Origin of the sequence: Shinella daejeonensis, from assembly GCF_024281235.1 — a bacterium.
Taxonomy (GTDB): domain Bacteria; phylum Pseudomonadota; class Alphaproteobacteria; order Rhizobiales; family Rhizobiaceae; genus Shinella; species Shinella daejeonensis.
This window is the reverse complement of the sequence record NZ_JAHWXY010000001.1, coordinates 162,137-184,500: the sequence shown is the minus strand read 5'-3', so window position 1 is coordinate 184,500 and position 22,364 is coordinate 162,137. Positions and strand designations below refer to the sequence as shown.

Here is a 22,364-nt window from a genome sequence, read left to right as displayed (position 1 = left end):
CGGCCGTCGCGGGTGTCCGCGGGGCTTTGACCCATATGCAGTCCCCGTCGTCGGCGAGCGGTTGCCTGACCGGCCCGTGACGACTTCCCCGGAGGAGCGGTCCGATGGAAAACACCGGCGAAGACGACCGCAGGGAGCCGGCCGCGACCCTTCGCGACGCTTTCAGCGGCGAGGATATCTATGCCGAGGATGGCTCCATCCGCTCCGACTTCCTCATGTATGTCGGGGCGGCGATCGCCGATAGCGATCTGCTTTTCCTGCGCCGGCATGTGGCAAGGCTGCACGAATCGGAAATGGGCGACCTGCTGGAGGCGATCCAGCCCGAGCAGCGGCGAAAACTCGTCTCCCTGCTCGGCAGCGACTTCGACCTTGCCGCGCTCACGGAGGTCGATGAGGCGATCCGTCTCGACATCGTCGAGCATCTGCCGAGCGACCAGATCGCCGCTGCCATCGGGGAAATGGATTCGGACGACGCGGTCTACATCCTGGAAGATCTCGACCAGGCGGATCAGGAAGAGATTCTTTCCAAGCTGTCGTTTACCGAACGCGTCCGTCTGCGCCGGTCGCTCGATTATCCGGAAAGCACGGCCGGGCGGCGCATGCAGACGGAGTTCGTCGCCGTTCCGCCATTCTGGACCGTCGGCCAGACGATCGACTACATGCGCGAGGACCGGGATCTTCCCGAAAGCTTCACACAGATCTTCGTCATCGACCCGACCTTCCGGTTGCTGGGGGCGGTCGATCTCGACCGTCTTCTCCGCGCGCCGCGGGGCACGCGGATCGAGGCGATCATGCGGGAGACCAACCATCCCATCCCCGCGGAGATGGATCAGGAGGAAGCCGCCCAGCTTTTCGAGCAATACGACCTGCTGTCGGCGGCCGTCGTGGATGAGAACGATAGGCTCGTCGGCGTGCTCACCATCGACGATGTGGTCGACGTCATTCAGGAGGAGGCGGAGGAGGACCTGTTGCGTCTTGGCGGCGTGGGCGACGAAGAACTGTCGGATACGACGCTGGACACCGTGCGCTCAAGGGCGCCCTGGCTGCTCGTCAACCTGCTGACGGCTTTCATCGCGGCCTCGGTGATCTCGCTGTTCGAGGCGACCATCGAGGAAATCGTCGCGCTTGCGGTGCTGATGCCGATCGTGGCGGGCATGGGCGGCAACGCCGGGTCCCAGACGATGACCGTGACGGTGCGCGCGCTCGCCACGCGCAACCTCGATATTCACAACGCCTGGCGGGTGGTGCGGCGCGAAGCGGGTGTCGGGATTCTGCACGGGGTCGCTTTCGGGATGGTGATCGGCGTCGTCGCCGGGTTCTGGTTCCAAAGTCCCGATATCGGCTTCGTCATAGCGGCGGCGATGTTGATCAACATGACGGCGGCGGCCCTTGCCGGGATCGCCATCCCCCTGTTTCTGGACCGCGCGGGCGCCGACCCGGCCGTTTCCTCGGCGGTTTTCGTCACGGCCGTCACCGATATCGTCGGCTTCTTCGCCTTTCTCGGGATCGCCACATGGTGGTTCGTCATACGGTGACAAAATTGACTTGCACGTAAAAGTCAATACAATGGCCGGCCACCAGAAGAGGCCGTTGCGGCGTGGACAAATATTATACCATCACCGAGCTGACGCGCGAATTCGGAATTTCCACCCGGACTTTACGCTTCTATGAGGACGAGGGATTGCTCTTTCCCGAGCGACGGGGCCGCACGCGGCTGTTCCGCCCCGCCGACCGTCGCCTCATTCAGGAGATCCTGCGCGGCCGGCGCATCGGCTTCACCATCGCGGAGATCCGCGAGATCATTCAGGTCTACAAGGATCCGCCGGGCGAGGTGGGGCAGCTCGAACTTCTGATGAAGAAAGTGAACGAGAAGCGCGATGAGTTGCGGCAGAAACGGCGCGATATCGAGGAAACGCTGGCCGAACTCGACAATGTCGAGGAAGCCTGTCTGACGCGGCTCGCCGAAATCGGCGTCAGTACCTGATGACCTGATGCCGGGAAACCGTCGGGTTCTTCAGATCCAGCGCGCCGTGCGGATGCAGTACCGTTCGAAATCGATGCCGAAACGGGAGAGCAGATGCATCTCCTCGCGGCGGATGGCGACCAGATGGGTAACGCCGGCGGCGATCATCGCGGTGATCAGGCACCAGGGATTGAGCATGATGAGGCCGAGGCCGGCGGTCGTCAGCGTATAGCCGAGATAGATGGGATTGCGGGTGAAGCGGTAGGGGCCTGTCGTCACGAGGTGGGAGGACCCCCGGTTCGGCAGGATGGTGGTGCGGCAATCGAGCAGCGTGCGCATGGCCCATATGTCGAGCGTCAGCGCCATGGCGATCAGCGCGCATCCTGCGGCCCGCGCCAGCCAGACATCGGTTGCGGCAACCGAAAGCGGAAGCCAGGCGTCGAGCAGGAACGCGGCGGCGACCGCCAGCGCATAGATGAACGGCGGCCAGGGAAAGGCAAGCGGCTTCATGCGATAGGCATTCACGGTCCTACTCCTTTGCGGCGCTCCCGGATTCGGTCGCCATCGTGCATTGCGACGAGATTTCCGCGATGCGGTCATCCTGCGCCACGTCGATGGCGTTGCGCATGAGATCGCTGAAAAGGTTCTGCTCTATCAGCCGCTCCAGGGTGCAGGGGCAGAAAGACCGGCAGAACGTTTCCTCCCGCTCGACCTCGCAGGCGTCGATGCAGCTGGACCGGTAGGCCGCGGCCAGGTCGACCGCAGGCGCCGGCGCAACCAGCGAGATGCCATAGAGAAGCGCAATCAGGACCGGCTGATGGACAAGGTAGATGGCGAGACTGTGGCGGCCGGCCTTTTCCAACAGGGTTATCCACCGGGAATGCACGCCTGTTCCGATTGCCGCCAGCCGTTCCGCCAGTTTTCCCGCAAGCAGCAACCGGCAGGCGGCCATGCCGGCGAGAAAGGGCGCAAGCCAGGGCAGGAGCGGGACATAGTCATTGGAACGCGGGATCTGTAGCGAAAGACCGACCCACCAGAGGGCGGGGTGATCGAAAACCGGTGCGCGCAGATAAAGCGGCGCGGCGGTGACGGCGACGGCGGCGACAAGGATGGCGGCGACCGGCAGGCGCAGGAAGATAAGTCCGATCACACTTGCCGCCGCGATCGCATGCAAGATGCCGAAGAAGATGAACGTATCGGGAAAGGCGAACCAGGTGCCAGCGGTGATGACGAGGGCCGCTGCGAGGATACGGACAAGCCGGATCATGAACGGCTTCGGCCGCAGGCCGCGGGCGTGCGCCAGCACGAGGCTGAAACCGGCGAGAAAGAGGAAACTGCTGGCGATCATCCGCGCGAAGAAGCGCCATCCGCCGGTGGTCGCCGTCGAAGGATCGATATAGCCGAAGTAACCGAGATCCCAGGTGAAATGATAGACGGCCATCGCGACGAGGGCGAAGCCGCGCAACCAGTCGATCAGCGGGATGCGCGGCGGCCGGCGCGCCGGAGCGCTGGCGTCGTCGGGGCAGCCGTCTATCACCGTCGGGGTCATGGTTCGGGGTCGCCGCATGGTCTGGTTCCGCAAGAATATGTCACGCCGGGCTTGCGCCGGGCGGGTGAGTGAAAGGCGGCGTCACTCCATCCCGTGCAGGATGGCGAGCCGCGCTTCGGAATAGAACTGCCGCCGGATGAGGACGACGATGATCGCCACGCTGGTCGCCATGAAGAGATAGGGACTGACGAACCAGCCGAGATAACCGATGGACAGGAAGATCGCCCGCAGCCCCTTGTTGAAATGCTTGGCGGCAAGGACATTCATGTGGATGACCTTGTCGGCGGCAAGCTCCGCTGCGGCTGGGTCCTTTTCGATCTCGCTGTTCATGGGAATGGCGCCGAGCAGGATCGTGCAATAGTTGAACAGCCGATAGGACCAGCCGAACTTGAAAAAGGCATAGCCGAAGATGCAGGCAAGGCCGCCGACCTTCAGTTCGAAGCTCGCGCGGCTTGCCTGGAACAACTGAGGCAGGTGATCGAAGAGCGCGAAGACCTGATCCGTCGCCCCGAGCAGCGCAAAACAGCTTCCGAGCGCGAACATCGAGGTGGAGGCGAAGAAGGCCGTCCCGTTTTGCAGTCCGGACATGATTTGCGTATCGATCATCCGCAGGTCGCGATGCATGGCGGTGCGGATCCATATCGCGCGCTGCGCGGTCATTGCCCGCGACAGGCTGACCCGGTCGAACAGCCGGGCCCGGTCGGTGAGCCAGGAATAGCCGATCCACAGGAAGGCGAAGACGGCAAGGGCGATGAAATCGGCATTGATCATGAAAGGTTTGTGCCATGGATTCGGCGATTTGCAAGCCGTCAGTGAGGATCCGGGCCGGAGACTTCGGTTGCGGCCGGAAGCCTGCGCACCCTCGTTCAGACTTGCGGCGAAAGCGGGGCGGAAAGCCGGCCCGCCGTGGAAACGGTTTTCGCCGCAAACCGCCATTGAACGGGGGCCGCCATGTGCTGGGCGCAACCCTCCTATGCAGACCTTGCCACGTTTTCGCCATCTTTGAAGGTTGAGGTTTTACCCAGTGTTCATTATTAAGGCGCCCATGCAGACGCCGCGTGCTCTGCAAGGAATTCGTCAAATAGGGAAATCATGGAAAGCACCGTTCAGAAGTCCTGCTGGGGCGTCGCCGTCCGAGCAGTCATAGGTTTCACGACTGTCTTGCTTCTCGCCTATCTCTTTGGCGGCGTCTGAGTCGGCTTAAAGACTCAACTCTTTTTCGAACGGCGCGCCCCTCCGGGCGCGCCGTTTCGATTCCGGTGTCATACGATGGCATCGATGATGTCGCGGTTGTAAAACCCGATGTCGGCAGATCGCCTTAGACTGCCGCTATGATAACGTAGCCTCAGCAGGCGAGCGCAGCCTTTCATGGCAGGGAGAAGTCCGGGCATGTTTCTTTCGGTATTTGATGTTTTCAAGATCGGCATCGGTCCGTCGAGTTCGCATACGATGGGGCCGATGTCGGCCGCCAACCGGTTTCTCGAACTGATCCTGTCGCCGGACTGGCCGCGGCCGGCCGGGGCGCAGGTCGCCGCCATCCGCATGAGCCTGCATGGTTCTCTCGCCTATACCGGCGTCGGTCACGCGTCCGATCGCGCGGTTATCCTCGGCCTGATGGGCGAGCGGCCGGACACCGTCGATCCGGATCGCATGGAGGATATCGTCGCGGCGGTGGAACGCAGCGGGCGCGTCACGCCGCCGGGGCATCCGGGCTATGCGTTTCAGCCGAAGACCGATCTCGTCTTCGACAAGAAGAATCCCTTGCCCGGCCATGCCAACGGCATGACCTTCTCCGCCTATGATCGCGACGACAGGCTGCTTCTGAAGCGCATCTACTATTCCGTGGGCGGCGGCTTCGTGGTGACGGATACCGAACTGGAGACGATGCGCTCCGGAAAGGCGGTTGCGCCGGGCCAGAAGGTGCCCTTTCCCTTCGCCAGTGCCAAGCAGATGCTGGAAATGTCGCAACGCTCGGGCCTCACCATTGCGCAGATGAAGCGCGCGAACGAGGAAGCCACGATGTCGCGCGAGGACCTGGACGCCGGGCTCGACCGGATCTGGGGTGCGATGAAGGACTGTATCGATCGCGGACTGCGCAACGAAGGCATCATGCCGGGCGGCCTGAAAGTCCGCCGGCGCGCCCGCTCGATCCATGACAAATTGCAGGAGGAATGGCGCTCCAACAAGGCGAACCCGCTGATGGCCAACGACTGGCTGTCGGTCTACGCCATGGCCGTCAATGAGGAGAACGCCGCCGGCGGACGCGTCGTCACCTCGCCGACCAACGGCGCGGCCGGCGTCGTGCCGGCGACCGTGCGCTATTATATGCATTTTCATGACGACGCCGATGACGCGGGCATCCGCGATTATCTTCTGACGGCGGCGGCGATCGGCGGCATCATCAAGCATAATGCGTCGATCTCCGGCGCGGAAGTCGGATGTCAGGGGGAGGTGGGCTCCGCTTCCGCCATGGCGGCGGCCGGACTTGCGGCCGTCATGGGCGGCACGCCGGAACAGGTGGAGAATGCCGCCGAAATCGCGCTCGAGCATCACCTCGGCATGACCTGCGATCCGATCGCCGGTCTCGTGCAGGTGCCCTGTATCGAGCGCAATGCGCTCGGCGCGGTCAAGGCCGTCACGGCGGCGTCCCTGGCGCTCAAGGGGGACGGCCAGCATTTCGTGCCGCTCGACGCCTGTATCGAGACGATGCGCCAGACCGGCGCCGACATGAACGAGAAGTACAAGGAAACCTCGACCGGCGGCCTCGCCGTCAATGTGGTGGAGTGCTGAGGCGCCGGCTAGAGCATTTCCAGCAAAAGCGTGAAACGGTTTTGTGTCCGGAAATGCGGCTGGAACAAAGAGATAGAGCGATTCTACCGCTTCTGTGAAAGCCGGAACCGCTCTATCCCCAGCCTGTGGGTGCGACACGGCGGCCCCTTGACCCGGCCGCCGCAACGGCGTTCAAAAGGGCATGACCCTTCATCTTCTCAAACTCTGCGTCGGAGCCGACACCATCGACGATCTGCGTGAATGGGTGTCGGAGCGCGCGCTTATCGCCATTGCGGCAGGACAAGAGCCGCATTCGACCCATATCACGCGGATGATCCCGAAACGGGATGGTGAACTGCTGGATGGCGGATCGCTTTACTGGGTCATCAAGGGGCAGGTGCAGGCCAGGCAACGGCTGCTGGACATCAAGCCCTTCACCGATTCCAACGGCATTTCACGCTGCGAACTGGTTCTGGGACCGGAGGTCATCGAGACGGTGCTACAGCCGCGTCGGGCATTCCAGGGATGGCGCTATCTCCAGCAGGACGATGCCCCGCGCGATCTTGCCGGACTTGGCGACGGGGCAACCGATCTGCCGCTGGAACTGCGGCGCGAACTGGCCGAACTCGGCCTGCTCTGATCGTCCCGGCTCCTACCGCAGGCGAAGACGGACGGGATAGCGCCGGCCGGATACGCCGATATGGAGATGAAGGCCGGCCACGGGCTGGCCGGAGCGCCAGGCGCGCGCGCCATGGGCAAGCAGCGCGCCCACCAGGTCCTTCGTCCGATTGCGCGAGCGGCCAAGCCCGATATCGGCGATCCGCATCGCTGCCTCGTGCAGGGGATGCAACGTGCCCCTCAGCGACCTGCGCCTTTCGTCGTGCGGTGTTGCCGGGATATCGAACCGGTTTTCGTTCATCGCCATGATCTGCCTCGTACGCAATACCTATCGAGGATGGTGGAGCCTGCCTGCGCCGGCTTCACCCGCCTTGCATTCCCGATCTCCGGTACGCGATACCGGTCCGGCGATCGAGGGGAACGCAAGGCAGAATTATCGGGACGCGGCGAGCCAAGCTTGCGGCCGCCGCATCGATCTCACTGCATGCTGGCCCAGCAGGCGAAACCCTTTCGTTTCAGCGCCTTGCAGGCCGTGGATGCGCTATCCTGACTGGCGAAGCCGCCAAACCGGGCGCGATAGAGCTGGCCGCCGCCGCTCGACACCGCAACGGTGAAGGGCTTCGTGCCCGAGAGGGCCTTGCCGCCCTGGCTGTGGGCCTTCGCCAGAAGTTCTTCCGCCATGCCGCGATCGGGCGTGGCGCCGATCTGGATGACCCAGCCGGAGGGGAGTGCGTCGGATGATGCCGCCGTGGTGGAGGATGTGGTCAGCGCATCGACTTCGGCGGCCACGTCCTCGACCGGTGCGGGTTGCGGCACGGCGACGGCCTGCTGTTGCTTCAGCGTGGCGGCGAGCGCCCGCTTGCCGACGACATCGGCGGAATTCATGGGGGCGGCATAGGCGGTCTCGAAACCGCTGGTCTCATAGCGGACGGCCGGGACCGGGCCGTTCTCCGGCAATTCCGCCATGCGGCTTGCGACGGCATTTTCTGCCGCCTGGGCGGTGAGCGTCGGCGCGTTGCGGGTTTCGGCAATGAAATTGCCGCCGCCACGGCGCGAGGCCTTCGGAAGGTAGGCGGCGATGAGCTTGCGCATCTGCTGGTCGCGGGACGCGCCGGAACGGCCGCCCATGACGACACCGACGACGCTGCGGCCGTTGACGACAGCGGAGGTGACGAGATTATAGCCGGAAGCGCGCGTATAACCGGTCTTGATGCCGTCGACGCCGGTCACATTGCCGAGCAAACGGTTGTGATTGCCGATCACGCTCTTGCCGAAGCGAAAGCTGCGCGTGGAAAAATAGCTGTAATATTGCGGGAAATGCTGGCGCAGCGCCATGCCGAGTCGCGCCTGATCGCGAGCGGTCGTCACCTGTGCGGTGTTCGGCAGGCCATGGGCGTTACGGTAGACGGTGCGCGTCATGCCGAGTGCGCGCGCCTTCTGGGTCATGATCCGTCCGAAGCGCTCTTCGGAACCGCCGAGAAATTCACCGAGCGCGGTCGCCACGTCGTTGGCCGAACGGGTGACGAGGGCGAGGATCGCCTGCTCGACGGTCAGTGAATTGCCAGCGCCGACGCCGAGCTTCGAAGGCGGTTCCGCGGCGGCGTTCCTGGAAACCGGAACGCGCGTGTTGAGGCGGATTTTGCCGGCCTCCAGAGCCTCGAAGGTTAAATAGAGCGTCATCATCTTCGTCAGGGAGGCCGGATAGCGCAGCGCATCCGCATCTTCGCTGTAGAGAACCTTGCCCGATCGCGCATCGACAACAATTCCGGCATATTTCGGATTTGCCTCGGCTGGCGCCGCGTGCACGACGGTGACGATCGCGCCCGCCAGTATCAGGCTTTTCGCAGCGGCTGCAAAAGCGCGGCAGGGGCGGGGGAGAAAGGCGGAGAACACGGATCGGGACACAGGGGTACTCTTCAGTCTCGGATTGCGAATTACGGGGCGGACGGTGCCTCTCCCGGAGATGACCGTGCCCTTGAGGCTATCGGCATAGCGTTACCAATCGGTTTATGATGAATCATCGGTTTCAGGAATCTCACGTATTTTATCGACTGCCTCCGACGGTGAGCGCGTCGGCCAGATAGGCGCGCACGCCCTTCTCCATGCTGCGCCACTGCGGCAAAAGTCTGCTCGAAAAGCGGTAGAGTACGGAAAGATCCCTGCCGAGATGGATGTCGCGCTGGCAATCCGCGCTCGTCGTCCGGCTTTCTTCCGCCGGGATCATGCAGCGCACCACATAATCGGAACCATCCGTCAGGCGGCCGGTGAAGAAGATTTCGTCACCATAGCCCGATTGCGGCTTGAGGCGATGGAGGGAGAGGCCGGCCGGGCCGCTTTCCGCTGTGCCGGCGAAGATGTGGCGATAGATCGGCGCAAGCCGGCCGGACATGTCTTTCGACATGGTGCTTTGTGAAATATTGAGAAAGATCAGCCCCTCGGGGCGTGACCCGTTGTTGAAGCGGTCGCGCCCGGCATGGGAGTAACCCTGCATTTCAGGCCAGGCGAGGTAGAGGTCGATCCGCTCGGCGCGCCCGTCCTGTCGCTGCTCGGCAAAGCGGATGACGTTTTCCGGGAGGCGCAGATGGTCCTGTCCGACGTGAAGATCGACCGGTCTTGTGCTTTCGCTATGGCCGGCAAGGGCTATCCGTTGCCCGAGTGTCCGGCCGGCAAGGCTGACAGCGACCGAAAGACCGGCCAGGATCGCGATCCCCAATGTCAGCCGGGTGAGAAACCGGGTGGAGAGCAGGGGGGCGTCATCCTTGCTGCCGATGGATGTGCCTGGCGATGCCGTCGTCATTATCCTCTCCGCCTTGCCGGCGCGTCGCCGCTCAGGAGTGTGGCGGGGCGTTCTGCCGGTGCGTCATGCGCAAGCGTCGGGGAATGTGGTTAATTTCCCGTAAAGGCCGGGGAGGGGCAAAAGAAAAGCGGCCGGCTCCGGGACAGGAGAGCCGGCCGCGGGGCCGTGGTCTGGGACAGGGATAGGGGACTGACCGGGCCCGTTTCGCGCCCCGGACGACGACGGCCGGGGCGAAATTCATGCGGGATCCTATCTGACGCTGCCGACGAGATCGGCGCGGCCGTCCTGAAGCTTGACCCATTTTCCGGCATGCCTGGAGGATTGACGCTTCAGGTAGCGATATTCCGTTTCCGACCAGAGCATGACCTTGTTGCGCATGTTGTCGAGAATGAAGTCGCCGCGATCGGTGCGGACCGTCAGGACCGCATGGCCTTCGCCGTTCGGCTGCAATACGACGGTGATCAGGAGATTCGACGCCGAAATGCCGGCGTCCATCAGCAATTTGCGCTTCAGCAGGACATAGTCCTCGCAGTCGCCGGCGGTGGTCGGATAAACCCAGTGTTCCTCGACGCCGTAGAGTTCCATGTCGGTCATCGGCTCGATGGCGGCATTGATGTCGTAGTTCACGCGCAGGATCGTTTTCCAGTTGTCCTGCGTCAGAACCAGAGGACCGGCGTCCTTGGCGATCGCCCGGCACTCGCCGGCAGCGCGCTTGCAGAATTCGTAATGGCCGATGGGCTGGTTCGTCGTACCCGCGACCGGAATGTTGGCCGGAAGCGCGACGGCCGCCTGTGCCATCGCGAGGGAAAAGAGAAAACCGAGCGTCCCTGTCCTGAAGTTTCTTTTTGTCATTGCCTTGTCCCCGTTTGATGGGTCGACAATGACACGGATGTTTTGCTTCTCCGCCAAGTTGCGAAGTATATTTTTCGAAAAATAAGACTAAATAAAGAATAGAATTAGAGATATATTTGAATCTATATTTAGGAAAATTTGATTAGAATTTTAGTGAAATCGCATCGGCGGGTCGCTGGAGGGAATCCTGCAACCTATTGAAAAGACGGTGTATCTTTGGAAGCGCGCATCGTCAGCCTTTCGCCGCAGATCGTATCGACGGCATGACGGCTCGCGCCCGTTCCGCAAGTCCAACGGGAAGGAGAGCGGATCGAACGCTCCCGTTGCTCGCGGGAGGCCGGACGCTGGAAAAAATCTTTCGATTTTTTATTCGGAAAACCACGCATGCCAGAGATAAAAAAAGGGCCTCGCAGGCCCTTGTCTCGTGGTTGGTTTGCGGCTTTTTCCCTCAGAGGAACGCCGTCAGCGCTTCCTTTGGCTGGATGGAAGAGAATTCGATGGCGATTCCCTCCTGGAAATGCCGGACGACGCGCCCTTGCATATGGCCAAGACGCACCGGCGTCTGAAGGGCAGGGCGCAGATCGGTGTCGATGGCCGCTCCCGAAAGCGAGAGGTCGATGATCCTGCAATGGACCCGGCTGCCGTCGTCCAGCGTGAGTTCGGTGAGGGTGTTGCGGGGCGTAAGCCGCCCGTGACGCCGATCTTCGGGAAGGCCGAGTTCATGGCGGTTGGCGATCCACGTCAGTTGCGCTGCGAGTTTCTCGCGTTTGCGTTCCGTCGCGGTCAGCTGCAACTCGAAGCCGTCGGCCTGAAATCCCGTGACGGTTCCCTCAAGGCGGCCGATATGGTCCATGTAAGCGATAACACGATCGCCGAGGCGCGGACGGGCCGGGCAGGTGAAGGTGGCTTCACCCGGCGACATGTCGATGATGGTGCAGTTGTATTCCTCATGGCTCGGCAGCATCAGGCGACCGGGCAGGTTGACCGTGACGTGCTGGAAACTGCGTTGCTCCGGCTGCGGCCTTGCCGAGGAGAAGGATGTCTGCTGAGGTGAATACATGAGTGCGAGCGCCCGCCTATACTATCGGCTACAGCCTTAAGCTTACCGGGTTAATAGAAGGTTTGCCTTACCCGCGGGCGGATGACTTTCTGGCGCCTTGTGCAGCTTTTGGATGTGTCGGGTTGTATTCCGGCCTATCGTTTGCCGCCATCGAAGATTCGCAGGTGCAGGACGCGCTGCATGGTTCCGCCGGCTTCGGCCGGCCGGGCGATGGTGAGGGACGCGGGTGCGTGGATCGCGTTGTCGTCGGCCACAGGATGGTCACGAACGACTGCCAGGCTCCCGAGCATCATATGCCGGAACGCCGCAAGCGGCATGCGCTGGTTGGCAAAGGGGGCGAAGGCGCCGAGGATCCGATCCACTGTGCGTTCACGCGAGGCGAGGGGGAGAAGGACCATTTCCACAACGGTTGTATCCCGGTCTGCGCCTTCGGCATGAGCGGTCAGGACGACGGGCATCTGATCCTTCAACACCCGGTCGGCGGCGCGCAGGACGCGCTCGCGCCCGGCCATTGTGAAGAGTTCCGCGAAAGCGCAGCCTTTCAGTTCCCGGCCGAACTGTGCGCAGAAGCGCGTGCCGGCAAGGCGGATACGCGGACCCCGCCGGTCGCTTTCCAGAATGAAGACGTCCGGCAGGATGGTCGCAAGGTGCGCCGGCTCTATTTCGCTGCGCAACGGCGCCGGTCGCCTGCCGCGTCGTTCCGTCCAGTAGCTATGAAGGGTAATCGCTGCTGTGGTCTGCATATTCCGAATTCCAATGGCCAATCGTCCCGTTCCGGTACGAAATGGCGCCGGAAGGGATCGTCGAACCGGAACTTGCGAGTTTCGTGCCACCTCGCCGTTAAGGTTAATGACCGCATTGCGTTGCCTTGTCGCGCATCTTGGGAAAACGTCCGGCCTTCTCCATCGGCAAATGTGTCTGCGGCCCGTTTGATTCATCATCGGGATCCGGAGCCCCGGCGGCCGGTATCGACTGCAAGACCGTTTCCGGTCTGTATTGGAAAATGACGCATGATTGAGGAAGCGGTGGGCCGACGATGAATGACACGGAACAAAACGAGGGCGGTGCGGAAATGCGTCTTTCCCGGCGGGAGCCCGCATTCAACCTGCCGGGAAGCCTGGTGGCGGCGCTGGCCCTGCTGACGGCGATCCATATCCTGCGCAGCTACCTTCTTTCGCCCTCCACCGATGAGTTCGTCATCCTGACGTTCGCCTTCATTCCTGCCCGCTACGCCATGCCGCTGGCCGGCCAGGACCTTGGCTGGCTGTGGAGCCCGGTCACCTATTCATTGTTGCACGGCAGCTGGGAACATCTGGTCTTCAACGCCTTCTGGATGGTCGCCTTCGGCGCGCCCGTCGCCCGCCGCATCGGCCCGGCGCGTTTTGTTCTTTTCTGGTGCCTTTCGGCGGCGGCGGCCGTGGCCCTGCATTCGGCGATGCATTGGGGCGAGATGATCGTGGTCGTCGGCGCTTCCGGCGTTGTCTCGGCGCTGATGGGTGCTGCGGCGCGCTTCGTCTTCTCGCCGAGCGGGCGGATCAGCCGCCAGTTTTCCCACCTCAATCGCCGGCTGACGATCCGCCAGTCCCTGTCGAACCGATCCGTCCTCGTTTTCTCCGGTATCTGGTTCCTGACCAATTTCCTGATCGGCTTCGGCCAGCTTTTCGGTGCGGCCTCCGGCGCGGCGATCGCCTGGGAAGCGCATATCGGCGGTTTCCTGTTCGGTTTCATATTCTTCCCGCTTTTCGATGCGGTGGGCCGGGCCACGCACGGGATTAACGATAGTCCGTGAGCGGTCTTGCATTCGCCTTTTTCGTGACGCACCATGATCGTGTTCCGGTCGCGCATGCGGCCGGTTCGGCGGTTTCTCTCTGGAGGAGGGAGCCGTCGAGGCTGGCAGGGCGAGCCTGTACGGCGGCCCCGCCTCTCTGGTCATGATGTACACGGGAGGTAAGCATGCATGTGAAGACGATCCTGGACGAGAAGGGCCGTAACGTCGTTACCGGCGGTCCGCAACTGACGGTTCGGCAGGCCGCCGTCTATCTTCATGAAAACCATATCGGCGCCATCGTCATTGTCGACCGCAACGACCGGATCGCCGGAATCCTTACCGAGCGCGATATCGTGGCGGCCATCGCCCGGGTCGGAGGCGAATGCCTGGATAAGCCGATATCCTCCATCATGTGGGGGAACGTCCACCGGTGCGACGAAACCCAGACCGTCGAGGAGATCATGGAAATGATGAGCAATTTCCGCGCTCGTCATATCCCGGTCGAAAAGGACGGCCGTCTCGTCGGCATCATCTCCATCGGCGACGTGGTGAAATCCCATATCCGCGTCATCGAACGGGAAGCGGACGCCATCAAGGCCTATATCGCCAGCTGATTTTTGCCGGGCGGAGGGATTGTTCCGCTTCGCCCGCCAACCCATACCCCCGAGAAATTCCGGTCACAGCTCTTCCCATCGCCTATCGGGCGTGTATCACGTCCAGTATCCGTGTGATCTCGAAAATCCGCGCCTTGGCTTCCAGATAGCCCCGCTCGATCGCCTCGCCGGCGCGGTGGAATTCCGACAGACCGATATCCGACAATTTCGGGTGCAGCGCCATGTCCGGCGGATCGCCGGCAAGCCGCGCCCGGGTCACGCGGTCCTGAATGATGTTGAAGGACTGCACCATGACGGCGGCAAGGCCCAGCCGGGCGGCGCCGCTCTCCTGCCGGGGCTCTTCCGGCCCCTGCGTTCCGGCGTTGTGCTTGATCACCGCCGATCGGCCGTAGAGGTCGTAGTTGAGATTGACGGCCACCACCAGCTGCTCCTCGTAGGAGCGGCAGACGGAAACCGGGACTGGATTGACCAGTGCGCCGTCGACCAGCGTGCGGCCATTGCATTTGACCGGTTCGAAGATACCCGGCAACGCATAGGAGGCGCGGATGGCGGTGATCAGCGATCCGCTGTTGATCCAGACCTCGTGACCGCTGTTGACCTCGGTCGCAACGGCCACGAAGGGCCGTCCGAGATCCTCGATCAGATGGGTTTCCAGATGCTCCTGCATGCGCCGCGTCAGCCGCATGCCGCCAAAAAGCCCGGAACCGCGGATCGTGAAATCGAGAAGGCTTGCGATACGCCGCATGGTGAGCGAGCGGGCAAAGGCTTCCAGTTCATCGAGTTTGCCGGCCAGATAACAGCCGCCGACCAGCGCGCCGATGGAGGTCCCGGCAATCATGCTGACGTCTATCCCCTCCTCGTCGAGCGCACGCAGGACGCCGATGTGCGCCCAGCCGCGCGCGGCACCGCCGCCCAATGCGAGGGCTATCTTCGGCTTGACGGGCGGGGCTGCAATTGGCTCGGGGGGCATGTCGTTCAAGGTCGGGTCGCCAAAGTCGGAGGCGCTGGCTTCCAGATTGCGATTAAGACTCCAGTTCAACATGCCACGTCTCCCTCCTGAAGAGAAATTCGCAGCCGCGCAATCGGTTCCTCCCAATAGGCCGCGATGGCTTCACGTTCGAAGACAAGGATAGCGCAATCCGTGACTGCGGGGACGAGATTTTGCGTCTGGTTGCCCGTCGAAAGCGGCGGCGGACTGAGAAGCGGGAAATCCGTGCACGCCTGTCTGGTCCCACATAGGCGGAGACTCGAAGCCGGTCGTGACGCATTCCAGCGAAAGGGTTCCATTATTTCACCCACATGACGGGGCAGGTGCCGTCATCCTGCTGTCATTAGGCGCTCAACCCGTTGCAAATTGGTGAATCCGTGCCGGAATCGGACAGTGCCAACCGTCCGGTGCGAGCACAGCCTATGAGTTGCTATAGACCGTATCAGGATCGAACTGCGGTTCGCCGCCGGTCATCGCAAGGGTCGCGCCTCCGGGGGCGGCCGAGACGGTGCGGTAGAAGCAGGAGCGGCGGCCGGTGTGGCAGGTGGCGTCGTGGCCGGCGACCGAGACCTTCAGCCAGACGGCGTCCTGATCGCAATCCGTGCGCAGTTCCACCACGGTCTGGAGATTGCCCGAGCTTTCGCCCTTCTTCCACAGCGCATTTCTCGAGCGGCTCCAGTAATGAGCGATGCCGGTCTGAAGCGTGAGCGCCAGGGCTTCGGCGTTCATATGCGCGACCATCAGCAATTCGCCGTCGCGCGCGTCGGTAACCACGGCGGTGACGAGGCCGTTTCCGTCGAAACGGGGCGTGAAGACCGCGCCGGTTTCAAGCGCGGCCTTGTCCCGGGAGGGAGGAGGGAAGGTCATCGGCATCTTGTCCGGTCCGTCCGGTTGGGGAGCCGTCAGCTCCGCAGCATCGTCATGAAGCGCGCCTGTTCGGCGGGCTCGGTCTTGAAGGCGCCGGTGAAGGTGGTGGTCAGCGTCGTCGAGCCCTGTTTCTGGATGCCGCGCATCGCCATGCACATATGCTCGGCCTCGATCATCACCGCCACGCCGCGGGGATCGAGCGTCTCGTCGATCGCCGTGGCGATCTGCGCGGTCATGGTTTCCTGCGTCTGAAGACGCCGGCCGAAAATCTCGACCACGCGCGCGATCTTCGACAGGCCGAGAACGCGCCCCTTCGGCAGATAGGCGACATGCGCCCTGCCGATGATCGGGACCATGTGGTGCTCGCAATGGGAGAAGAAGGAAATATCCTTGACCAGCACCATGTCGTCATAGCCGGCCACCTCCTCGAAGGTGCGGCCGAGAACATCCTCGGCGGCCAGGTCATAGCCGGAAAACAGCTCGCGATAGGCCTTGGCGACGCGCGACGGCGTATCGAGCAGCCCTTCGCGCGTCGGGTCGTCGCCGGCCCAGCGCAACAGCACGCGGACGGCGTCCTCGGCTTCCTTCTGCGTCGGGCGTGCGGAGTCATCCTCGACACGCGGGAAATTCTTGACGATGGCGTCCATGACGGAACTGACCTCTCTACAGGTTATCTGACGTGTATCTCGGACTCGCCACTGGCCATTCGCCTAACCTGCAGGCATGGGTTCCGTTGGCGGGCTCCGGGGCTTTCGGGTCGCGGCTTGTCACTGCCATCGACCGTCCGGCACGGTTTCCCAAACAACAGGTGAGTGTCTCACGCTTGCAAAACGCTCACCCCAACACGAGTTATCATATAATATCGGTCGGGCGTTGCGAAAGGGGCCGATGGCGACACGCCGTGCTTTTTTCTCGACGACCCTGGAATAATTGACGCGGATCATTGAAGTTTCAGCAAAAATCGCGGATCACCGAACCATGATGGACGATATCTACAACAGCCGTATCCTTGAATTCGCCGGCAATATCCCGCGCATCGGCACGCTTGCCGACGCCGATGCGGAGGCCGGCGCCCATTCGAAGCTGTGCGGATCGCGTGTCCGGGTATGGTTGAAGCTCGACGGCGATCGCGTCAGCGATTTCGCCCATGAGGTGAGGGCCTGCGCGCTCGGCCAGGCGTCCTCCTCGATCATGGCGCGCCATGCGGTGGGCGCGACGGTGGCCGAGATCCGCAAGGCGCGCGAGGACATGCTCGCCATGCTGAAGGCCGGCGGCGAGGGACCGGAAGGCCGTTTCGAGGACATGCGCTTCCTCAAGCCCGTCAAGGACTACAAGGCCCGCCACGCCTCCACCATGCTGACGTTCGACGCGGTGGTCGACGCCATCGGCCAGATCGAGGCGAAACGGCTGGAAACGGCCGGGTGAGGGCGGGACGCGCCGATGTGTGACGCTCCCGGTTGCGGCCATCCGTCCCAACACCGCCCCGAACGCCCGCGCCATTCCGGCCGCAACTGGCGGGGCGCGTTCCGCCGGACGCCGGGACGCCTGTTCGGCATGGGGCTGATCCGGCTCTATCAGCTGACGCTTTCCGGTTTCATCGGCAATGCCTGCCGGCACCTGCCGACCTGTTCCGAATACGGCTACGAGGCGGTTGCGCGCCACGGCCTCTGGCAGGGCGGCTTCCTGACGCTCTTCCGCGTCGCCCGCTGCGGCCCGGGCGGCACGCACGGTTTCGATCCCGTGCCAGAAGTGCGAGAAAGCCGCTGGCGCTGGTGGGCGCCCTGGCGCCTGTGGCGCGTCTCGAAGGGCGAGCGCGGCTGACGGTCCCGTTCTGAAGACGGCGGTTAGCTCCCGCCCCTTCCAATCCATCCGATTTCCCCTTATACCGCCTGCGCAACATGCCGGCTTTCCCGGCGCATTCCTTCGCATACCACCCGCATTCGTTGGCGGGACTGGATAGGAGACTTTATGATGTCCGCACCTGTTTCCCTGACTTTTCCCGATGGCTCCGTCCGCGAATATCCCGCGGGCTCGACGGGCCGCGACGTGGCCGAGGCGATTTCCAAGTCGCTGGCCAAGAAGGCGATCGCCATCGCGCTCGATGGCGAGCTGCGCGATCTCTCCGACACCGTTGCAAACGGGCGGATCGAGATCGTCACCCGCGAGGACGACCGGGCGCTGGAACTGATCCGCCACGACGCCGCCCATGTGATGGCCGAGGCCGTGCAGGAACTGTGGCCCGGCACGCAGGTGACCATCGGGCCGGTCATCGACAACGGCTTCTATTACGATTTCGCCAAGGACGAGCCCTTCACGCCGGACGATCTGCCGAAGATCGAAAAGCGCATGAAAGAGATCATCCAGCGCAACAAGCCCTTCACCCGGGAGGTGTGGTCGCGCGACAAGGCGAAGCAGGTCTTTGCCGACAAGGGCGAGGCCTACAAGGTCGAGCTGGTCGATGCGATTCCCGAGGGGCAGGATCTCAAGATCTATTATCAGGGCGACTGGTTCGACCTCTGCCGCGGGCCGCATATGGCGGCGACCGGCCAGATCGGCACGGCCTTCAAGCTGATGAAGGTGGCGGGCGCCTATTGGCGCGGCGACAGCAACAACCCGATGCTGACGCGCATCTACGGCACCGCCTGGCGCACGCAGCAGGAACTCGACACCTATCTCAACATTCTCGCCGAGGCCGAAAAGCGCGACCATCGCCGGCTTGGCCGCGAAATGGACCTGTTCCATTTTCAGGAGGAGGGACCGGGCGTCGTCTTCTGGCACGGCAAGGGCTGGCGCATATTCCAGACGCTTGTCGCCTATATGCGCCGGCGGCTCGACGGCACCTATGAAGAGGTGAACGCGCCGCAGGTGCTCGACAAGTCGCTCTGGGAAACGTCCGGCCACTGGGGCTGGTATCGCGACAATATGTTCAAGGTGACGGTCGCCGGCGACGAGACCGACGACGAGCGCGTCTTCGCGCTGAAGCCGATGAACTGCCCGGGCCATGTTCAGATCTTCAAGCATGGCTTGAAGTCCTATCGCGAACTGCCTGTCCGTCTTGCGGAATTCGGCAATGTGCATCGCTACGAGCCTTCCGGCGCGCTGCATGGGTTGATGCGCGTGCGCGGCTTCACCCAGGACGATGCCCATGTCTTCTGCACCGACGAGCAGATGGCGGCCGAATGCCTTCGCATCAACGACCTCATCCTCTCGGTCTACAAGGATTTCGGCTTCGACGAGGTCGTGGTGAAACTCTCCACCCGCCCGGAAAAGCGTGTCGGTTCCGACGATCTCTGGGACCGGGCCGAAAGCGTCATGATGGACGTTCTGAAAGAGATCGAGGCGCAATCCGGCGGGCGCATCAAGACCGGTGTCCTGCCGGGCGAGGGCGCGTTCTACGGGCCGAAGTTCGAATATACGCTCAAGGACGCCATCGGCCGCGAATGGCAGTGCGGCACCACGCAGGTCGACTTCAACCTGCCCGAACGCTTCGGCGCCTTCTATATCGACCAGAATTCGGAGAAGCGGCAGCCGGTGATGATCCACCGCGCCATCTGCGGCTCCATGGAGCGCTTCCTCGGCATCCTGATCGAGAATTTCGCCGGCCACATGCCGCTGTGGATCTCGCCCTTGCAGGTGGTGGTGGCGACCATCACCTCCGAGGCGGACGATTACGCCCGCGAGGTGGCGGACAGGCTGCGCGAGGCGGGGCTGACCGTCGAGACCGATCTTCGCAACGAGAAGATCAACTACAAGGTCCGCGAGCATTCGGTGACCAAGGTGCCGGTCATTCTCGTCTGCGGCCGGCGCGAGGCGGAGGAGGGCTCCGTCAATATCCGCCGCCTCGGCTCGCAGAACCAGACGCCGATGGCGCTCGACGCGGCGATCGAGGCCCTGCGGCTGGAGGCCATGGCCCCCGATCTCAAGCGCAAGGCTGGCCTTGCCTGAGGATGCGGGCCGCCGCGTGACATGACAAAGGCCCGGCCGGATCGCTCCGGCCGGGCCTTTTCAATCGGTGTTCTCAGTGGAAGAGGGTATCCTGCTGTTTCCAGCGATAATGCCCGTTCGCCACATCCATCAACGCCCGCACCTGCGGGTGACGGATCGGCGTGCCGCTGTCGTCGGCCACCAGGTTCTGTTCGGAGACATAGGCGACATAGTCCGTCTCGTCATTCTCGGCGAAGAGATGATAGAACGGCTGATCCCTCGCGGGTCTTATGGCGACCGGAATGGCGTTCCACCATTCCTCCGTATTGGAGAATTCGGGATCGACGTCGAAGATCACGCCACGGAAGGGAAAATCCCGGTGGCGGACCACGTCGCCGATCGCAAATTTTGCGCTTCGCATTTTCATGGCGTACCTACCTTTCGGATGATTATTTGGGGTGGCGCCGTGAAACATCAAGGGGTTGCGGGGTTCGGCCGGGCATGGCCGAGGCTGTGACCGGCTGCTGCGACTGTCCGCAACGGGATCGCCGCCGTCAATCTCCGGGCGCGGGCATGGCCCTTATTTCCTCGCGGGCCTTGTTCGCCAGCGGGTGGGAGGGGTGGCGGGCGATGAACAGTTCGAGTGCGGCACGGGTGCCCTTGGCGCGCAGCCTCTCGTATTCCGCCGCAACCGCCTTTTCCGGATCCGGTGGCGTTTCCATCGAGGTCAGCCTTCCATTTCGGGTTAAGTCGTTTTCAGGCGCAATCCCGGGTGAAACCATCCCGAGCGAGACAATAAAAAAAATCTTTACAACCGTTGCTAATATCATATCAAGTTTGCGCGTTATATGATCTACTGCTTATTATGATAAGGCAGAAAACGGTCCCTTGGGAAGGGCCGTTTTACAGGGAAAACCGGAGATCCTAAATTTTTGAGGGGGATGGGAGATGTCGGGTCTTGTAACATCTACGAGAACGGTGGACGCCACCGGTGATATTTTTGTCGATTCCATGCTTGTCGGAAAAGCGTGGGCAACAAAGACAATAACATACGCTTTTCCGGAACTATCCTCGAACTATAGCTATTCCGGATACAAGGAATACGGCTTTAACTCCATTTCCCAGGCGCAGAAAGCCGCAGCGCTTTTCGGAATGGAGACTTCCGATGGCAACAAGGCCAACGACGGCTTTTCCGTCGAGGGTTTCACTAATCTGAAATTCACCCTCGGCAACGCCAACAACGCCACCATCCGCTTTGCCCAGTCGGACGAGCCGGGAACGGCGGAAGTCGCGGATTTTCCGGGGAACGTGCTGACGCCCGATTCCGCCGACGATGGCGATATCTGGTTCGGAACGGCCTATGCCGGCACCCACAATGATCTTCGCGCCCCGCGCGCCGGCAATTACGCCTGGCATACGCTCCTGCACGAACTGGGGCATGCGCTCGGCCTGAAGCATCCGCAGGAAACGGCGATTTACGGTTCGATGCCGGACGAGACGAACAGTATCGAATTCAGCATCATGAGCTATCGTAGCTTCGTAGGAGACATCTGGTCCGGCTACGATTACGAGATGTTCGGTGCGCCCCAAACGTTCATGATGGCCGACATCGCGGCCCTGCAATATATGTATGGCGCGAATTTCAAGGTCAACAGCGGCAATACCGTCTACCGGTGGACCCCCGACAGCGGCGACACGTTCGTCAACGGCAAACTGGCCATCGAACCAGGTGACAACCGCATTTTCGCGACGATCTGGGACGGCGGCGGAACCGATACCTACGACCTTTCCGCCTATAAGACCGATCTCAGCCTCGACCTGCGACCGGGCGGATATTCCAAGTTCAGCCCGGTGCAACTGGCCTGGCTCGGCGGCGGGCCGTTCGATGGTTATGCCCGGGGCAACATCTTCAATGCGTTGCTCTACAAGGGCGACCAGCGCTCGCTGATTGAAAACGCCAAGGGCGGCGCCGGTAACGACGTCATCCACGGCAACCAGGCCAAGAATGTCCTGTCCGGCAATGGCGGCAGCGACACGCTCTATGGCTATGGCGGAAACGATACGCTCAACGGCGGCGGCGGCCACGATACGCTCGTCGGCGGCGCCGGCCATGACACGCTGAACGGCGGGAACGGTAATGACAAGATCCACGGTTCCACCGGCAACGATGTCCTGAACGGCGGGGCCGGCAAGGACGTGTTGCGGGGCGGCGCCGGAAGCGACAAGCTCTATGGCGGCGCCGGCGCGGACCAGCTTTATGGCGGCGCGGGGGCGGACCGGTTCATCTTCAAGGCCGTTTCCGAATCGACCGTCGGCGCCGGCGGCCGCGACACGATCTTCGACTTCAAGCGCGGTCAGGGTGACAAGATCGATCTGGGCGCGATCGACGCCAATACGAAGATCGGCGGCAATCAGGCGTTCAAGTTCATCGGGAAGGCCGATTTCCATAAGGTGGCTGGTGAATTGCGCTACCACCAGTCGAATGGCGACACCTTCATCAGCGGTGACGTCAACGGTGACGGCAAGGCCGATTTTTCGATCAGGCTCGACCTGCTTCTGGCGATGAAGGCAACCGATTTCATCCTTTGATCGTCA

The 22,364-nt window shown here is 62.5% G+C and carries 24 protein-coding genes; 10 read left to right on the top strand and 14 right to left on the bottom strand.

Features of this window, described 5'->3' with window-relative positions; all coding sequences use genetic code 11:
- Positions 1-104 precede the first annotated feature (104 nt).
- Together mgtE and KYK29_RS00895 are read left to right on the top strand one after the other, a co-directional pair.
- On the top strand, positions 105-1,535 hold the full coding sequence (mgtE, locus tag KYK29_RS00900) for a magnesium transporter (protein WP_254688970.1): 1,431 nt from the start codon (positions 105-107) through the stop codon (positions 1,533-1,535).
- Between the two features lie 62 nt (positions 1,536-1,597).
- The gene (locus tag KYK29_RS00895; RefSeq protein WP_254688969.1) at positions 1,598-1,984 is read left to right on the top strand and encodes a MerR family transcriptional regulator; all 387 of its coding nucleotides are present in this window, start codon (positions 1,598-1,600) and stop codon (positions 1,982-1,984) included.
- Positions 1,985-2,014: 30 nt separating this feature from the next.
- Here KYK29_RS00895 and KYK29_RS00890 read toward each other — a convergent pair whose 3' ends face one another.
- The 3 genes from KYK29_RS00890 to KYK29_RS00880 form a co-directional block, all read right to left on the bottom strand.
- On the bottom strand, positions 2,015-2,488 hold the full coding sequence (locus KYK29_RS00890; RefSeq protein WP_254688968.1) for a methyltransferase family protein: 474 nt from the start codon (positions 2,486-2,488) through the stop codon (positions 2,015-2,017).
- A 4-nt stretch (positions 2,489-2,492) separates the two neighbouring features.
- Positions 2,493-3,530 carry an acetyltransferase domain-containing protein gene (locus tag KYK29_RS00885; protein WP_254688967.1) on the bottom strand — a complete coding sequence of 346 codons (1,038 nt, stop codon included), beginning with the start codon at positions 3,528-3,530 and terminating at the stop codon, positions 2,493-2,495.
- Positions 3,531-3,593: 63 nt separating this feature from the next.
- On the bottom strand, positions 3,594-4,283 hold the full coding sequence (locus KYK29_RS00880) for a DUF599 domain-containing protein (protein WP_254688966.1): 690 nt from the start codon (positions 4,281-4,283) through the stop codon (positions 3,594-3,596).
- A gap of 618 nt (positions 4,284-4,901) precedes the next feature.
- Between KYK29_RS00880 and KYK29_RS00875 the strand changes: the two genes are divergently transcribed.
- Both KYK29_RS00875 and KYK29_RS00870 read left to right on the top strand, forming a co-directional pair.
- Entirely contained in the window at positions 4,902-6,302 is a 1,401-nt protein-coding gene (locus KYK29_RS00875; protein ID WP_254688965.1) for an L-serine ammonia-lyase, read from the top strand.
- A 181-nt stretch (positions 6,303-6,483) separates the two neighbouring features.
- Positions 6,484-6,921 carry a DUF1489 family protein gene (locus KYK29_RS00870; protein WP_254688964.1) on the top strand — a complete coding sequence of 146 codons (438 nt, stop codon included), beginning with the start codon at positions 6,484-6,486 and terminating at the stop codon, positions 6,919-6,921.
- Between the two features lie 12 nt (positions 6,922-6,933).
- On the opposite strand, the gene KYK29_RS00865 is transcribed toward KYK29_RS00870, so the two are convergent.
- The 6 genes from KYK29_RS00865 to KYK29_RS00840 form a co-directional block, all read right to left on the bottom strand.
- A complete protein-coding gene (locus tag KYK29_RS00865) occupies positions 6,934-7,206 on the bottom strand; it encodes a hypothetical protein (protein WP_254688963.1) in 273 nt (90 codons plus the stop codon).
- 170 nt (positions 7,207-7,376) lie between these two features.
- Positions 7,377-8,804 carry an SPOR domain-containing protein gene (locus tag KYK29_RS00860; protein ID WP_254688962.1) on the bottom strand — a complete coding sequence of 476 codons (1,428 nt, stop codon included), beginning with the start codon at positions 8,802-8,804 and terminating at the stop codon, positions 7,377-7,379.
- A 139-nt stretch (positions 8,805-8,943) separates the two neighbouring features.
- Entirely contained in the window at positions 8,944-9,696 is a 753-nt protein-coding gene (locus KYK29_RS00855; RefSeq protein WP_254688961.1) for a hypothetical protein, read from the bottom strand.
- A gap of 249 nt (positions 9,697-9,945) precedes the next feature.
- Positions 9,946-10,494, bottom strand: coding sequence for a transglutaminase-like cysteine peptidase (locus tag KYK29_RS00850; protein WP_254690040.1), 549 nt, complete (start codon positions 10,492-10,494; stop codon positions 9,946-9,948).
- A 502-nt stretch (positions 10,495-10,996) separates the two neighbouring features.
- Entirely contained in the window at positions 10,997-11,608 is a 612-nt protein-coding gene (locus KYK29_RS00845; RefSeq protein WP_254688960.1) for a PilZ domain-containing protein, read from the bottom strand.
- A 134-nt stretch (positions 11,609-11,742) separates the two neighbouring features.
- Complete coding sequence (locus tag KYK29_RS00840) at positions 11,743-12,351, bottom strand: PAS domain-containing protein (RefSeq protein ID WP_254688959.1); 609 nt, start codon at positions 12,349-12,351, stop codon at positions 11,743-11,745.
- Between the two features lie 293 nt (positions 12,352-12,644).
- Between KYK29_RS00840 and KYK29_RS00835 the strand changes: the two genes are divergently transcribed.
- Both KYK29_RS00835 and KYK29_RS00830 read left to right on the top strand, forming a co-directional pair.
- A complete protein-coding gene (locus KYK29_RS00835; protein WP_254688958.1) occupies positions 12,645-13,397 on the top strand; it encodes a rhomboid family intramembrane serine protease in 753 nt (250 codons plus the stop codon).
- Positions 13,398-13,561: 164 nt separating this feature from the next.
- A complete protein-coding gene (locus KYK29_RS00830; RefSeq protein WP_254688957.1) occupies positions 13,562-13,990 on the top strand; it encodes a CBS domain-containing protein in 429 nt (142 codons plus the stop codon).
- 82 nt (positions 13,991-14,072) lie between these two features.
- On the opposite strand, the gene KYK29_RS00825 is transcribed toward KYK29_RS00830, so the two are convergent.
- From KYK29_RS00825 to folE, 3 genes are all read right to left on the bottom strand, one after another.
- Positions 14,073-15,032, bottom strand: coding sequence for a patatin-like phospholipase family protein (locus KYK29_RS00825; RefSeq protein ID WP_254688956.1), 960 nt, complete (start codon positions 15,030-15,032; stop codon positions 14,073-14,075).
- 366 nt (positions 15,033-15,398) lie between these two features.
- The gene (gene hisI, locus KYK29_RS00820; RefSeq protein WP_254688955.1) at positions 15,399-15,851 is read right to left on the bottom strand and encodes a phosphoribosyl-AMP cyclohydrolase; all 453 of its coding nucleotides are present in this window, start codon (positions 15,849-15,851) and stop codon (positions 15,399-15,401) included.
- A 29-nt stretch (positions 15,852-15,880) separates the two neighbouring features.
- Entirely contained in the window at positions 15,881-16,492 is a 612-nt protein-coding gene (gene folE / locus KYK29_RS00815) for a GTP cyclohydrolase I FolE (protein ID WP_254688954.1), read from the bottom strand.
- Positions 16,493-16,823: 331 nt separating this feature from the next.
- Here folE and KYK29_RS00810 point away from each other — a divergent pair, with 331 nt between their 5' ends.
- The 3 genes from KYK29_RS00810 to thrS all read left to right on the top strand — a co-directional run bounded on the left by KYK29_RS00810 (position 16,824) and on the right by thrS (position 19,790).
- Complete coding sequence (locus tag KYK29_RS00810; RefSeq protein WP_254688953.1) at positions 16,824-17,270, top strand: iron-sulfur cluster assembly scaffold protein; 447 nt, start codon at positions 16,824-16,826, stop codon at positions 17,268-17,270.
- Positions 17,271-17,285: 15 nt separating this feature from the next.
- Positions 17,286-17,666, top strand: a complete 381-nt coding sequence (yidD, locus tag KYK29_RS00805; RefSeq protein WP_254688952.1) for a membrane protein insertion efficiency factor YidD — start codon at positions 17,286-17,288, stop codon at positions 17,664-17,666.
- A gap of 150 nt (positions 17,667-17,816) precedes the next feature.
- Positions 17,817-19,790, top strand: a complete 1,974-nt coding sequence (gene thrS, locus KYK29_RS00800) for a threonine--tRNA ligase (protein WP_254690039.1) — start codon at positions 17,817-17,819, stop codon at positions 19,788-19,790.
- Positions 19,791-19,863: 73 nt separating this feature from the next.
- On the opposite strand, the gene hspQ is transcribed toward thrS, so the two are convergent.
- Both hspQ and KYK29_RS00790 read right to left on the bottom strand, forming a co-directional pair.
- Positions 19,864-20,196, bottom strand: a complete 333-nt coding sequence (gene hspQ / locus KYK29_RS00795) for a heat shock protein HspQ (protein WP_254688951.1) — start codon at positions 20,194-20,196, stop codon at positions 19,864-19,866.
- Between the two features lie 127 nt (positions 20,197-20,323).
- Entirely contained in the window at positions 20,324-20,491 is a 168-nt protein-coding gene (locus tag KYK29_RS00790) for a hypothetical protein (protein ID WP_254688950.1), read from the bottom strand.
- A 430-nt stretch (positions 20,492-20,921) separates the two neighbouring features.
- Here KYK29_RS00790 and KYK29_RS22425 point away from each other — a divergent pair, with 430 nt between their 5' ends.
- Entirely contained in the window at positions 20,922-22,358 is a 1,437-nt protein-coding gene (locus tag KYK29_RS22425; protein WP_496543700.1) for a M10 family metallopeptidase C-terminal domain-containing protein, read from the top strand.
- The last annotated feature ends 6 nt before the right edge of the window (positions 22,359-22,364 follow it).